Source organism: Gulbenkiania mobilis (assembly GCA_004346645.1).
GTDB lineage: Bacteria > Pseudomonadota > Gammaproteobacteria > Burkholderiales > Chromobacteriaceae > Gulbenkiania > Gulbenkiania mobilis.
Window position 1 is genome coordinate 1 of the sequence record SMDA01000004.1, and the last position, 13,106, is coordinate 13,106.

At 63.6% G+C, this 13,106-nt stretch carries 13 protein-coding genes and 1 tRNA gene; 3 read left to right on the plus strand and 11 right to left on the minus strand.

Translation table 11 applies throughout. The features are described 5' to 3' along the window. Window positions 1-7: 7 nt before the first annotated feature. From EV669_RS06860 to EV669_RS06900, 9 genes are all read right to left on the minus strand, one after another. Window positions 8-337 carry an Arm DNA-binding domain-containing protein gene (locus EV669_RS06860; protein ID WP_207913813.1) on the minus strand — a complete coding sequence of 110 codons (330 nt, stop codon included), beginning with the start codon at window positions 335-337 and terminating at the stop codon, window positions 8-10. Window positions 338-553: 216 nt separating this feature from the next. Next, window positions 554-1,645 carry a redox-regulated ATPase YchF gene (gene ychF / locus EV669_RS06865; protein ID WP_132098239.1) on the minus strand — a complete coding sequence of 364 codons (1,092 nt, stop codon included), beginning with the start codon at window positions 1,643-1,645 and terminating at the stop codon, window positions 554-556. Between the two features lie 59 nt (window positions 1,646-1,704). After that, complete coding sequence (pth, locus tag EV669_RS06870; RefSeq protein ID WP_132098240.1) at window positions 1,705-2,286, minus strand: aminoacyl-tRNA hydrolase; 582 nt, start codon at window positions 2,284-2,286, stop codon at window positions 1,705-1,707. A gap of 73 nt (window positions 2,287-2,359) precedes the next feature. After that, window positions 2,360-2,959, minus strand: a complete 600-nt coding sequence (locus EV669_RS06875; protein WP_055433249.1) for a 50S ribosomal protein L25/general stress protein Ctc — start codon at window positions 2,957-2,959, stop codon at window positions 2,360-2,362. Window positions 2,960-3,017: 58 nt separating this feature from the next. Then, window positions 3,018-4,001 carry a ribose-phosphate pyrophosphokinase gene (locus EV669_RS06880; protein ID WP_054286521.1) on the minus strand — a complete coding sequence of 328 codons (984 nt, stop codon included), beginning with the start codon at window positions 3,999-4,001 and terminating at the stop codon, window positions 3,018-3,020. Between the two features lie 76 nt (window positions 4,002-4,077). Then, a tRNA-Gln gene (locus EV669_RS06885) sits at window positions 4,078-4,152 on the minus strand. 14 nt (window positions 4,153-4,166) lie between these two features. Next, window positions 4,167-5,018, minus strand: a complete 852-nt coding sequence (ispE, locus tag EV669_RS06890) for a 4-(cytidine 5'-diphospho)-2-C-methyl-D-erythritol kinase (protein WP_132098241.1) — start codon at window positions 5,016-5,018, stop codon at window positions 4,167-4,169. An 11-nt stretch (window positions 5,019-5,029) separates the two neighbouring features. After that, a complete protein-coding gene (gene lolB, locus EV669_RS06895) occupies window positions 5,030-5,575 on the minus strand; it encodes a lipoprotein insertase outer membrane protein LolB (protein WP_054286523.1) in 546 nt (181 codons plus the stop codon). Beyond that, the gene (locus EV669_RS06900; RefSeq protein WP_245622673.1) at window positions 5,572-7,347 is read right to left on the minus strand and encodes a tetratricopeptide repeat protein; all 1,776 of its coding nucleotides are present in this window, start codon (window positions 7,345-7,347) and stop codon (window positions 5,572-5,574) included. The genes lolB and EV669_RS06900 overlap by 4 nt, the downstream gene beginning before the upstream one ends. A gap of 111 nt (window positions 7,348-7,458) precedes the next feature. Between EV669_RS06900 and mutM the strand changes: the two genes are divergently transcribed. Next, complete coding sequence (gene mutM / locus EV669_RS06905; protein WP_132098242.1) at window positions 7,459-8,274, plus strand: bifunctional DNA-formamidopyrimidine glycosylase/DNA-(apurinic or apyrimidinic site) lyase; 816 nt, start codon at window positions 7,459-7,461, stop codon at window positions 8,272-8,274. Window positions 8,275-8,310: 36 nt separating this feature from the next. Beyond that, window positions 8,311-9,159 (plus strand): lysophospholipid acyltransferase family protein, encoded by an 849-nt coding sequence (locus EV669_RS06910; protein WP_318271350.1) that lies wholly within the window; start codon window positions 8,311-8,313, stop codon window positions 9,157-9,159. On the opposite strand, the gene EV669_RS06915 is transcribed toward EV669_RS06910, so the two are convergent. Further along, a complete protein-coding gene (locus EV669_RS06915) occupies window positions 9,098-9,916 on the minus strand; it encodes a symmetrical bis(5'-nucleosyl)-tetraphosphatase (protein WP_054286526.1) in 819 nt (272 codons plus the stop codon). The two genes, EV669_RS06910 and EV669_RS06915, sit on opposite strands and share 62 nt — an antisense overlap. 135 nt (window positions 9,917-10,051) lie before the next feature. Here EV669_RS06915 and EV669_RS06920 point away from each other — a divergent pair, with 135 nt between their 5' ends. Then, entirely contained in the window at window positions 10,052-12,085 is a 2,034-nt protein-coding gene (locus EV669_RS06920; RefSeq protein WP_054286527.1) for a UvrD-helicase domain-containing protein, read from the plus strand. Window positions 12,086-12,304: 219 nt separating this feature from the next. On the opposite strand, the gene EV669_RS06925 is transcribed toward EV669_RS06920, so the two are convergent. Continuing rightward, entirely contained in the window at window positions 12,305-13,036 is a 732-nt protein-coding gene (locus tag EV669_RS06925; RefSeq protein ID WP_245622675.1) for a c-type cytochrome, read from the minus strand. Window positions 13,037-13,106: the final 70 nt, after the last annotated feature.

Consider the following 13,106-nt stretch of genomic DNA (forward strand, 5'->3'; position numbering starts at 1 on the left):
ACCAGTCCTATTTCTGAAGCCAATCATTTTCGACGAAATAGAATGTGTTCTTTGATTCGCTGGCTTTCCTTATTATGTCTAGCTGCCTTAGCTGGGCGGGATTGATGCCTTGCTTGACCAGTTTGCGTGCGGCCTCGCTGCGTTCCCTGGCTTCAGAGAGCGTAACAGCAGGGTATTCGCCAAGCGCAAACATGCTGGCCTTGCCATTCAGTGTGAAGCGGTATCGCCAAGCCTTGACTCCGTTGGGCTTGACTTCGAGGTAGAGCCCGCGCTGGTCATTCAAGCGGTAGAGCTTTTCCCTGGGCTTGGCGTTGCGGCAGTGCGTGTCGGTAAGCATGTGGCTGACTCCTTGTCATGGCGACAGCGGCACTATACTCACTTATTCGCACATACTCCAAGAGCTGTACTCGCTAGCGTACTCAGGCATGCATTGACTGCTCGGGAAACTTGAAGCAGCGCTATGAAACAATAAAACCGCGCAACTGCGCGGTTTTATTGAGGTTTTCATGCTTTCCTGGTGTTTCATGAAACATCAGGAAAACGGCTTGGCGACTCAGACGTTGAACAGGAAGTTCATCACATCTCCATCCTGCACAACGTATTCCTTGCCTTCTGAGCGCATCTTTCCAGCCTCTTTCGCTTTGGCTTCGCCACCGTAGGTGATGAAATCGTCGAAAGAGATGGTCTGCGCACGGATGAAGCCGCGCTCAAAGTCGGTATGGATGACGCCGGCCGCTTGCGGGGCGGTGTCGCCGACATGAATGGTCCAGGCCCGCACTTCCTTCACTCCTGCCGTAAAGTAGGTCTGCAGGCCGAGAAGCTTGTAGGCGGCACGGATCAGGCGGTTCAAACCGGGCTCTTCCAGGCCCATTTCTGCCAGGAACTCGGCCTTGTCCGCATCGTCCAGATCTGCAATCTCGGATTCGATGGCGGCACACAGGGCCACGACCGGGGCGCCTTCGGCTTCGGCCAAGGCCTGGAGTCGCGCCAGGTGCGGGTTGTCACCGAAGCCATCCTCGGCCACGTTGGCGACGTACATCGCAGGCTTGACCGTCAGCAGGCAAAGCGGCTTGAGCAGGGCTCTGTCATCGTCGGACAGTGCGGCGCTGCGTACCGGCTTGCCTTCGTTGAGGTGCGGCATCAGCTTTTCCAGCAGTGCAACAAGCTTCTGTGCCTCCTTATCACCGGACTTGGCTTTTTTGTTCTCGCGGGCGATGGCCTTTTCCACCGAGGCGAGGTCGGCCAGGGCCAGCTCGGTGCCGATGGTCTCGAGGTCGGCGATCGGATCCACCTTTCCGGCCACATGGACGATGTTCTCGTCGTCAAAGCAGCGCACTACGTTCACGATGGCATCGGTCTCGCGGATGTTGGCGAGAAACTGGTTGCCGAGGCCTTCGCCTTTGGAGGCGCCGGCCACCAGGCCGGCGATGTCCACGAACTCCACGATGGCGGGTTGAACCTTCTGCGGGTTAACGATCTTGGCCAGTGCATCCAGGCGCGGGTCCGGCACTTCCACGATCCCGACGTTGGGTTCGATGGTGCAGAAGGGATAGTTGGCGGCCTCGATGCCGGCCTTGGTCAGCGCGTTGAACAGGGTCGACTTGCCCACATTGGGCAGGCCGACAATGCCGCATTTGAGACTCATGTCCGCGTTCCTTCAAAAACGAAAAGGTTGGCCGAAGCAGGCGCTTGCGGCGGGGTCATTCATTTGGCTGCGGTATGCAGCGTTTTCATGGCGCCGGCCATGTCACCGGCCAGCACAGCCGGAAAGACCGACTGGGCCGCACGGATGGCATCCTCGATGGCCTGCATCTCCTCGGCCCGGGGCTTCTTCAGCACGAAGTTGACCACTTCGTTGCGATCCCCGGGGTGACCGATACCCAGCCGCAGTCGCCAAAAGTTGGGCGTGCCCAGCCGGGCGATGATGTCCTTGAGGCCATTGTGGCCCCCATGGCCGCCACCCTGCTTGAACCGTGCCACACCAGGCGGCAGATCGAGTTCATCGTGCACTACGAGGATCTCCTCGGGGGCAATCTTGTAAAACCGGGCCAAGGCGGCAACAGCCTGCCCAGAAAGGTTCATGTAGGTCATCGGCTTGAGCAGCCAGATATCCTGCCCGTTCACCGAGGCACGGCCGGCCTCACCAGAGAACTTCGTCTCTGGGCGCAGACTGGCCTTCCACGTCCAGGCCAGTTCATCCACCAGCCAGAAGCCGGCGTTGTGCCGGGTTTTCTCGTAATCCGGGCCGGGGTTGCCCAAGCCCACAATCAGTCGCATACCAGACATGACGGCTTTCCAATGAAAAAGCCCGCTGCGACCCGCTCAAGGCGCGCAACGGGCTTTCAGGTCGAAGGGCTGCTTATTCTGCAGCAGCTTCTTCTTCACCGGCCGGGCCGTGGCCGCTGGCGGCAGCTACGGTCGAGTTCTCGCCACGCAGCAGCGCGGTGATCTCTACGCCTTCCGGCAGTTTCAGGTCGGACAGGTGCAGCGACTGGCCAGCCTTCAGGCCGGACAGGTCCACTTCGATGAAGGACGGCAGCTGACCCGGCAGGGCACGCACGTCCACTTCGGTCATCACGTGCGAAACCAGGCCACCTTGCAGCTTGACGGCCGGGGATACGTCGGCGTTCACGAAGTGCAGCGGCACCTTGACGTGCATCTTCTCGTTAGCGTCCACGCGCTGGAAGTCGATGTGCATCACTTGCTGCTTGTACGGGTGCATCTGGAAGTCACGCAGCAGGACCGGCTGCTTGGCACCATCGATCACCAGGGTCAGGATACCGGTGTGAAACCCTTCTTCCTTCAGTGCATAGAACACCGGGTTGTGCTCCAGTACAATAGACTGGGCGTCTTGGTTGGCACCATAGATCACGCCCGGCAGTTTGCCAGCGCGACGCAGGCGGCGGCTCGCACCAGTACCCATCTCTTCGCGCTTGGCGGCATTGAGTTCGTAGGCCATTGAAATTACTCCATCAAGTTTAAAGGCACCGCGCCCACCGCGACCAGCGGGCACGATGTTACGGCAGGCAAGCGCCTGTCGAAACCAGGTCCTCGTTAAAGAGGTAAGAAACCGATTCTTCGTTGTTGATCCGGCGCAGCGTCTCGGCGATCAGGCCGGCGATCGAGGCGACCCGAATGTTAGGACAGGCCTTGGCCTGTGCCGAAAGCGGAATGGTGTCGGTCACGACCACCTGGTCGATGTCCGAATTGGCAATGCGGTCCACAGCCTGGCCGGAGAACACGGCATGCGTTGCATAAGCCAGCACGCGCTGGGCACCGCGCTCTTTCAGCGCCGAAGCAGCCTTGCACAGGGTGTTGGCGGTGTCGATCATGTCGTCCACGATCAGGCAGGTACGACCCGACACATCGCCGATGATGTTCATCACTTCGGCCACGTTAGCCTTCGGCCGACGCTTGTCGATGATGGCCAGGTCGGTATTTAGCGCCTTGGCCACCGCACGGGCCCGCACCACGCCGCCCACGTCCGGGCTGACGACGATCAGGTCTTCGATACGCTGGGCGCGGATGTCCTTGAGCAGCACGGGGGTCGCGTAGACGTTGTCCACCGGCATGTCGAAGAAACCCTGGATCTGGTCCGCATGCAGGTCCACCGTTAGCACCCGGTCGATCCCGGCCGAGGTCAACATGTTGGCAACCAGCTTGGCGGTAATGGGAACACGCGCCGAACGCGGACGACGGTCCTGTCGGGCATAGCCGAAGTACGGGATCGCAGCGGTGATCCGGCCGGCCGAGGCACGCTTGAGCGCATCGGCCATGGTCAGGATTTCCATCAGGTTGTCGTTGGTGGGATTGCAGGTGGACTGCAGGATGAACACGTCACGGCCCCGGACGTTTTCCAGCAGTTCGACGGCCACCTCGCCGTCGCTGAAACGCCCCACGTCGGCTCGGCCGAGGGAGATATCCAGGTGTTTGACAACGTTTTGTGCGAGCTCCGGGTTGGCTGTCCCGGTAAAGACCATCAGACTGTCGTAAGCCGCCATGGGTAGAACTGCCTATCGTTGGATAAAGAAAAAGCGTGTAAGTACGAGTCTTACACGCTTGTTTTCTTGAAAACGGTGGCTGGGGAGGTAGGGATCGAACCTACGAATGCCGGAATCAAAATCCGGTGCCTTACCACTTGGCGACTCCCCAGTAAAACCTGCTTGTCAGACCCTGTCGTACAGCGGATGCACATTCAGCCCACGGGCAACGAAACCATCCCACCTACCGGACAAGGCCGTCAAAATTCTGTTTGACTGGTCTTGCGTCTCGCACGCCAGAAACACGCAACTTCCGGACCCTGTCATCAGGGGGGCGCCGTAATTTTTCAGGCTTTTCAGCGCCTCGGCAACCACCGGAAACATTTCGCAGACCGCGTCTTGCAGATCGTTTCGCGATCGCTGCGTCGTTTCGAGGGTTTGCATTATGTCGACCCCGCTTTCGCGCGTCAAGCCCTTCCTCGAAAAAAATTTGAATGCATCCACTGTGGGGACATGTACCGGTGGCCGCAATACCACATACCAGGCTGCAGGGGCTGGCAGATCGCCAAGAATTTCGCCGATACCGGTTGCCCGTGCACTGCGGCCGAAGATGAAGAAAGGCACATCCGCGCCCAGACCGACAGCCAGTTCCATCAGCGCCCGCCGGTCCAGCCCGGTCTCCCAAAGACGGTTGAGTGCCATCAGCACGGTTGCGGCGTCCGAACTGCCACCGCCCAGGCCAGCGCCCATGGGGATGCGTTTGGTCAGCCGCAGGCTCGCTCCGAGCCGGGTACCAGTGGCTGCCTGCAAGCAGCGGGCCGCACGCACGACCAAATCGTCCTCGGGCGCAACACCGGGGGTGGGGGTTTCCAGTTCGATGTGGCCGTCGTCACGCACGGCCACCTCCACCGTGTCTGCCAGGTCGATGAGGCGGAAGTGACTGTCGAGCAGGTGGTAACCGTCGGGACGGCGCCCCACGATATGAAGGTAAAGATTGAGCTTGGCGGGTGCGGGGAAAGCCAGGAAGTTGCGCGACATCGGAGCGATCCTTACTGCCAGGCGTGGACCACGAGCCGCATCGACAGACGATCGCGGCTAAGCTCGACCCGCCGGGGATACGGGCCCGGCGCTTCGGCATCGCTGACGAAGCGGATGGTCCAGCCTTCCTGACGCACACTGCCGTCTGGCAGGCGCTCCACAGCCAGCCCGGGAGCGGTCTGGCCGCGTATCCACCAGACCAGGTTGGACAGCGGCAGCCGCCACCCCAGGGTTTCCTCGGTGAGAGCCTCCACATCCGTCGCGGTGCGGCGCTTGCCGTCCGCTTCCAGCGTTACCCCGGCTGCATCGCGCGTGAGCCGGGCGACCGTGCTGCCCACGGGCGTAGTAACCGAAAGCGTATCTCGCTCCGGGGCGTGCTGCCAGTCGAAATTGGCCACGTGCCCCTTGCCGTCCACGTTGACCGAGAGGCGCCCCGCGGCAGTGAAAGGCTGGTCTGCCACGGCCTGAACCGCGGGCTGGAACGGTACGTCGCGTGTGGCACACGCTCCCAGTAGCAGGGAGGAGGCCAAGAGAACGGGGGTCAGGAATCGTTTCATTGCGGGATCAGGCGTCTGAGAGTTTCCGTAAGGACGGGATTGCCAGCTTCTCTGGCAGCCCCGGCGTCAAAAATGCGGCGCGCTTCGTCGGTTCGGCCGAGGGTCCACAGCACTTCGCCGTAATGGGCAGCCACCTCGGCGTCCGGCAGGGCACGCCAGGCACGCTCCAGATACGGAAGAGCGGCCTGGGCCCGCCCCATGCGGAACAGCACCCAGCCCATGCTGTCGAGCACCATTGGGCTATCCGGCTCCTGCTTGAGAGCACGCTCGATCAGGGCCAAGGCTTCGGCATGGCGCGCGGTGCGATTGGCGAGGATGTACCCCAAGGCGTTGAGGCCTTGGGCATCGTCCGGTTTGAGCCGCAGAAAGCGGCGCAGATCGGCCTCCGCCTTCTCTACCTGGCCGAGATGGTCGGCTACGAGCGCACGCTCGTAGAGCAGTTCCGGCGCTTCCGGGTCGGAAAGCAGGGCATTGTCCAGCACCTGCATGGCTAGGTCGTAGCGACCGGCATCGCGTGCAATCTGGGCCTGTGCCAGTACCGCCTCGCTCTTTTCCTGCGGGTTGGCCGAAGCTGCGTCACCCAGCCCAGAGAGGCGGGCCATGCCGGCTTCGAGGTGCCCTTCCCTGGCGTCGAGCAGGGCCAGCCGGGTCTGGGCGGAGACATATTGCGGTCCCGGGCCGATGCGCTCGTACCACTGGCGGGCGACCGCAGGCGTCTTGCGCAGTTCGCCCATCTGGCCCAGCGTCAGGCGAATGAAGTCGCTTTCGGGATGGTTGCGGGCGATGGCCGCTTGCAGGTAGCGGTCGGCCGCTGGGTAATCCTGCTGCTGGAAGGCCAGAAGGCCGGCCCCGTACAACAGGTCGGGCACGCCCGGATTGGCGGCCAGCAGGGTCTCGTAGGCATTCCGGGCCTCCGCGAAGCGATGCGCCGAAACCAGCAGACGCGGATAGGCGGTCTGCAGTTCCAGACTCAGTCCCGGGCGGCGGTCCAGCTCGCGCCGCAGGAAAGCTGCGGCGACCGCAGCACTCTGACGGCGAAGACGGTCCGTCTGCCAGGCGACCGGCAGCTCCCACTGTGGCGCCAGCACCGCGAGACGGTCGAAGGCAGTGTTGACCGTGGCCTCGTCGCCGGTCTCGGCCGCTATGGCGGCCAGGGCAAAATGCGCCTCGGGCAGGTCGGGGAAACGTGCAGCCAACTGGCTGACCACGCGATAGGCCCCTGCCTTGTCGGGCTGGTTGGCGCTCAGACGCGCCAGCTGGAGGAACAGGGCGCGTGCTCGTGCTGGCTGGTTGTGCAGCAGCGAATCCACCAGTGGCAGGCTTTCGGCCAACCTGCCGGTGCGCAAGTAGGCAAGGAACAGCTGCTCGCGCGCGGTGTCCGAAGCAGGGTTCAACTCCGTCCACAGACGCAGTGCCGCGAGTGCCGCGTCGGTCTGGCCGGTATAGAAGGCCAGCTCCGCAGCACGACGGGCCAGGCGGGGGTCGCGGGTCTTGCGCGCCAGGTCCATGAAGGTGGCCACCGAGGCCCCCCCCGAGCCGCGCTGGGCAGCGACCTCCGCTGCCACGATGCCGTAGAGCAGTTCGGGCGTCAGGGGCACCTCGGGGGCAGCCGCCTCGTCCTCATCGGGCCGCGGGGCCGGGGCGTCGTCGTCGCCTTCATCGGGGGCGGCCTGTGCCACGGGCGTGGCCGGGACGGCGGCTGAGGGTCGCAGGCTGCCGCACGCGGCGAGGAGGAGCGTCAGGAGCAGGGGAAATAAGGGAGTGGGCTTCATTGCCATAGGGTTCGCACCGGTTGAAGGCGTAGAATAGCACGCCCGCCGCCCGTGGCGTGCTGAGCCGGCCACGGCGCCTCCGGCGCCCGTTTTCTGTCAGGAAATCTGTGCATGCCCGAATTACCCGAAGTAGAAACCACCCGTCGGGGCGTGGCCCCGACACTGGAAAATGCCGTGATCGAAACAGTGACGGTGCGGCACACCGGCCTGCGCTGGCCGATTTCTGAGACGCTGGCGGCCGTGCTGGCCGACCGTCGCGTCCGCAAGGTAGAGCGACGGGCCAAGTATCTGCTGGTGCGCTTCGACCACGGAACGCTGCTGATCCATCTGGGAATGTCCGGCAGCCTGCGCTTCGTGCCCCCGGGCACTCCGCCCACAAAGCATGACCATGTGGACCTGCACCTGCACGATACCGTGCTGCGCTATCGCGATCCGCGGCGCTTTGGCGCCCTACTGTGGCACGAGGGCGACCCGGCCACGCATCCCCTGCTGGCCCGACTGGGGCCGGAACCGCTGGAAGACGCGTTCGACGGCGACTACCTGTACCGCGCCACGCGCACACGCCGGCAGGCGATCAAGCAGGTACTGATGGATAACCACATGGTGGTGGGGGTGGGCAACATTTATGCCAACGAGGCACTGTTCCTGGCAGGCATACGGCCAGACCGTCCCGCCTGCCGTCTTGGCACCGAGGAGACCACAAGGTTGGCCGAAGCCATCCGTGGCGTGCTGGCCCGGGCCATCGACGCGGGAGGAAGCACGCTGCGCGACTTTGTGGGAGCGGGCGGCGAGCCGGGCTACTTCCAGCAGACCTATGCGGTGTACGCCCGGGCAGGCGAACCCTGCCGGGTCTGCGGCACACCGGTAGTACAGATCCGCCAAGGGCAGCGCAGCAGCTTCTATTGCCCCGGTTGCCAGCCGTGCTAGAGTGTCCCGCTGTTTCTACGCCGCACTGACCTGCCCGTGTCCCTGAAGCCCACCGACCGCCCCGTTCCGCCCCTGACCCCCGCCCCCTGGCCTGTCCGCCTCCTGCGGCTGGGCCGTCTGGCCCTGCATCTCGTGCGCGGCCTGTGGCTGGTGGGCACCCGTTACCATCGCCTGTCGCTGGCTGGCCGGGCCGTAATCACCCAGCGCTGGTCCTGTCACCTGATGAAAATCCTGGGAATGGAAGTGCGCATCGTCGGCACCCCGCCGTCGGATGTATTCCCCCCCAATACCCTGCTGGTGGCCAACCATGTGTCGTGGCTGGACATCTTCGCGCTCAACAGTGTGACGGTATCGCGCTTTGTAGCCAAGAAGGAGATCCGTGACTGGCCGGTGGTGGGCTGGCTGGCCAAGAACGCCGGCACCATCTTCATCGACCGCAGCAACCGTCGCGACGCCAGCAGGGTGAACACCCAGCTGGCCCGTGCCCTGGAAAGCGGCGGATGCATGGCAGTGTTTCCGGAAGGCACCACCAGCGACGGCAGCGGCCTGCTGCCCTTCAAGGCTTCGCTGTTCGAGTCGGTGCGCCTCTCCCGCGGCATGGTACAACCGGTGGCGATCCGCTATTTCGACGCCGCCGAACGCTTCACCACCGCCGCGGCCTACGCCGGCGACCTGAGCTTCATCGCCAGCCTGGGCAACGTGCTGCGGATGCGCCACATGACGGTGGAACTGGCCTTCGGCCAACCCCTGCAGGCCGGCAGCAGCCGCTACGACAGCCGCTTTGCACTGTCCGAGGCTGCCCGCGGCGAAGTGGCACGCCGGCTCATGTTATTGCCCGCTCCGCCGGACATGGCAGAGACGTTACCGCCCTGTCCTCCAGTCTGAAAGCTGTAAGGCTGCCGCCCCACAGGCAGCCCGAATCGATCATCGCCACATCCTCCGTCAGATGCAGCCCTAGGGCAGACCAGTGCCCGCACACCAGTGGCGTGCCGGCGCTGCGTCGACCCGGCGCCTCGAACCAAGGCACCAGGCTGGACGGGGCATTGTCGCGCTCGCCCTTGTAGGAAAGGTCCAACTCACCCTCACGGGTCAGAAAGCGCATCCGCGTCATTGCGTTCACCACCAGGCGCAGACGATCGATACCCTTGAGCTCGTCGCTCCAGCGTGCCGGCTTGTTGCCGTAGAGCCGCCCCAGAAAGCGGCGGTGATCGCGCCCCGACAGTTCTGCCTCCACTTCTTCGGCCAGATCCAGCGCCCGGTCGATCGTCCACTCTGGCATCAGCCCGGCATGCACCATGGCGTAGTGCCGGTCGGCGATCATCAACGGCTGACAGCGCAGCCAGTCCAGCAGCAGCTTGCCGTCGGCGGCGTGGATCACATCAAGCAGGGTGTCATCCGGATTGACCTTGCCGAAACCTTCGGCCACCGCCAGAAGATGAATGTCGTGATTGCCCAGTACGATCTGCACGCTGTCCTGATGACGGAACACCCAGCGCAGCACTCCGAGCGAGTCCGGCCCGCGGTTGACGAGGTCCCCCGTCAGCCACAGGGTATCGCGGCCAGGATTGAAGCCGATCAGTTCCAGAAGACGCTGAAACGGGCCGAAACAGCCCTGAATGTCGCCGATTGCGTAGGTGGCCATGGTTGTTCCTTGTTCTCGTTCGGGCACCGCGCCGCCCGTGGCTGGGCGCCCATGATACCGCAGCGCCCGTGATACAATGCATCGCCCCTGTGACAGGTCGGCGCTCCCCTTGCCGGCCACCTTGCCCCCATGCCCATGTCCGCTCCGCAACTCAATCCGCCGCAGCGCGCGGCCATCCACTATCTTGACGGCCCCTTGCTGGTCCTGGCGGGCGCCGGCTCTGGCAAGACGCGCGTGATCACGCACAAGATCGCCCACCTCATCCGCGAGGGGGGCATATCCGCCCGCAACATCGCCGCCATCACCTTCACCAACAAGGCCGCACGCGAAATGATGGAGCGTGTGGGCAAGCTGCTGACGCCGGGCGAGCTGCGCGGCCTTACGGTCAGCACCTTTCACTCGCTGGGAATGCAAATGCTGCGCCTGGAGGCCCCCCACCTCGGCTACAAGCCCCAGTTCTCCATTCTGGACGCGTTCGATGCTGGCAAGATCATCGCCGACACGCTCGGTACCACCGCACGCGACGAGATCCGCAAAGTGCAAAGCCGCATCTCGCTGTGGAAGAACGATTTCAAGAGCCCGCAGCAAACGCTCACCGAAGCGGACAACGACTGGGACCATGTCTGCGCACGCACCTATCTGGCCTATCAGGATACGCTGACCGCCTACCAGGCGATGGACTTCGACGACCTGATCCGCCTGCCGGTCGAGCTGTTCCGGCGTGAGCCTGAAGTACTGGAGCGCTGGCAGAACCGGCTGCGCTACCTGCTGATCGACGAATATCAGGACACCAACACCTGTCAGTACCAGCTGGTGAAGATGCTGACCGGTGTGCGCGGCATGTTCACCGCCGTGGGCGACGACGACCAGAGCATCTATGCCTGGCGCGGTGCCAACATGGACAACCTGCGGCTGCTGCAGGAAGACTTCCCGCGCCTGAACATCATCAAGCTGGAACAGAACTACCGTTCTACGGTGCGCATTCTGCGTGCCGCCAATGCGGTCATTTCCAACAACCCAAAGCTGTTCGAGAAGCAGCTTTGGAGCGAGCTGGGGCTGGGCGAGCCCATCCATGCGGTGCAGTGCAAGGATGACGAACACGAAGCCGAAGTGGTAGTGCAGCGGCTGCTGGCACACAAGTTCGAGCATCGCACCGCCTTTAAGGACTACGCCATCCTCTACCGCGGCAACTATCAGTCACGCATCTTCGAGCAGGCACTGCGCAACCAGAAGATTCCGTACCAGATGGCAGGAGGGCAGAGCTTCTTCGACAAACCGGAGATCAAGGACGTGCTGGCCTACCTGCGCCTTCTGGCCAACCCGAATGACGACCCGGCCTTCATCCGCGCGGTCACTACGCCCAAGCGGGGCGTGGGGGCAGGTACGCTGGAAAAGCTGGGCGCCTGGGCGGGAGAACGCAAGAAGAGCCTGTTCGCCGCCGCGCATGAGGAAGGCTTCCGCATGCAGGTGCAAGCCGCCCAACTCGAGCCCTTGGGCCAGTTCTGCGACTTTCTCTCGGCCCTGCAGGCTCGAGCGCCGCGTGAACCGGCCGGAGAGCTGGTGGAGGAACTGCTCAAAGCCATCGGTTTCGAGGCTTGGCTGTATGACAGCGAGGACAGCCCACGCATTGCCGAGACCAAATGGAAGAATGTGCAGGAACTGGTGGCCTGGCTGGCGCGCAAGGCCGAGGCCGATGGCAAGAACCTGCTGGAGCTGACCCAGACCATCGCGCTGATCACGATGCTGGAAGGCCGCGAGGAGGGCGAGGTCGATGCGGTGAAGATGTCGACGTTGCACGCCTCCAAGGGCCTGGAGTATCCACATGTTTTCCTGGTGGGGTGTGAAGAAGGCATTCTGCCGCACAGCGAATCCGTGGACAACGGCATGGTGGAGGAAGAGCGGCGCCTGATGTATGTCGGCATCACCCGGGCCCAACGCAGCCTGACGCTCTCTTACTGCGTGAAGCGCAAGCGGGCCGGCGAGTGGCAGTTCGTGGAGCCATCGCGCTTCCTCGACGAGATCGGCGGCGAGGACATCCGGCACTTCGGTCGTCCCGGTGCCGAACCGATCGTCAGCAAGAGTGAGGGCAAGTCGCGCTTGGCCAACCTGAGCGCCATGCTCGGCGAGAAGGGCAAGGCACGCGCGGCAGGGCTGTCCGACCCAGACTGACTCTCCCCCGCCCGGGCCAGCGACCTAGCCGGGTCCATCGCGCCGACTCTTCGGCCAAGCGGCGCCCGGTCGGAATACCGGAATTTCCCGGCGCCTCCCTGCCCTGGCACCGATACGCCCCACGCACCTTGTACCCCACTTGGGCCGGCCTTTGGTGTAGGGCGGACATGAAAAAGCGCCACCCTCAGGTGGCGCTTCTCACAGGACCGGGCGACCGGATTACTTGCCCGAATTGCTCAGGTATTCCACGGCCGCATGGAACTCGGCGTCGGAGCCGGTATACCCCCCCTTGGGCGGCATGGCATTCAGGCCCTTGGTCGCCGAAGCCACCAAGCCTTCCAGCCCTTTGGACAGGCGCGGCCCCCAGGCAGCCTTGTCGCCGAACTTGGGTGCGCCTGCTGCGCCCGAGCCGTGGCAGGCCACGCAAACGCTTTCGTAGACTTTCTTGCCCGCAACGTTCGGATCGAGTGCCGCGCCGGCATCGCCGCCAGCACCGCCACCGACGGCCGGCTCGGTGAATTTGGCACCGCCCGCGTTGCCCATGTAGGCCACTGCGCGCTTCACCTCGTCGTCGGTCAGATCGGCAGCGCCACCCTTGGCGGGCATGGCGTTGAAGCCCTGCAGCGCATGGGTGACCAAGGTATCGTAGCCCTTGGCGATGCGCGGCGCCCAAGCGCCTGCGTCACCGAACTTCGGCGAACCGGCCAGGCCGGCACCATGACAGGACAGGCAGATTGCCTTGTACACCTGCTCGCCGGTGCGCTGTCCCGGCGGCGCATCGCTGGCCACCGCTTCACCAACCGGCTTCAGGCGGGCCGCGACAGCTTCCTTGCTCATGACCTGGGCGTCCACGTTAAAGCCACTGGTTGCGAGCCTAGCCAGAAGCCAGATCGCCACCACCAGAAAAACTACGGCGCCCACCAGGAATTTAGCCACCTGGACCGGCGCCATACCGTTCTCCTTACTCATTCGAGCCTCGCCTGAAATTAACGACAATCAAAATAGGGTGATTATACGAGAA

Excerpts from the sequence above, each read along its gene's own strand:
- EV669_RS06875 (WP_055433249.1), bottom strand. The coding sequence starts at position 2,959 with ATGGCCTACGAACTCAATGCCGCCAAGCGCGAAGAGATGGGTACTGGT.
- EV669_RS06860 (WP_207913813.1), bottom strand. The coding sequence starts at position 337 with ATGCTTACCGACACGCACTGCCGCAACGCCAAGCCCAGGGAAAAGCTC.
- EV669_RS06900 (WP_245622673.1), bottom strand. The coding sequence starts at position 7,347 with ATGAAGCCCACTCCCTTATTTCCCCTGCTCCTGACGCTCCTCCTCGCC.
- EV669_RS06920 (WP_054286527.1), top strand. The coding sequence starts at position 10,052 with ATGTCCGCTCCGCAACTCAATCCGCCGCAGCGCGCGGCCATCCACTAT.
- ispE (WP_132098241.1), bottom strand. The coding sequence starts at position 5,018 with ATGTCGCGCAACTTCCTGGCTTTCCCCGCACCCGCCAAGCTCAATCTT.
- lolB (WP_054286523.1), bottom strand. The coding sequence starts at position 5,575 with ATGAAACGATTCCTGACCCCCGTTCTCTTGGCCTCCTCCCTGCTACTG.
- mutM (WP_132098242.1), top strand. The coding sequence starts at position 7,459 with ATGCCCGAATTACCCGAAGTAGAAACCACCCGTCGGGGCGTGGCCCCG.
- EV669_RS06880 (WP_054286521.1), bottom strand. The coding sequence starts at position 4,001 with ATGGCGGCTTACGACAGTCTGATGGTCTTTACCGGGACAGCCAACCCG.
- EV669_RS06925 (WP_245622675.1), bottom strand. The coding sequence starts at position 13,036 with ATGGCGCCGGTCCAGGTGGCTAAATTCCTGGTGGGCGCCGTAGTTTTT.
- ychF (WP_132098239.1), bottom strand. The coding sequence starts at position 1,645 with ATGAGTCTCAAATGCGGCATTGTCGGCCTGCCCAATGTGGGCAAGTCG.
- EV669_RS06915 (WP_054286526.1), bottom strand. The coding sequence starts at position 9,916 with ATGGCCACCTACGCAATCGGCGACATTCAGGGCTGTTTCGGCCCGTTT.
- pth (WP_132098240.1), bottom strand. The coding sequence starts at position 2,286 with ATGTCTGGTATGCGACTGATTGTGGGCTTGGGCAACCCCGGCCCGGAT.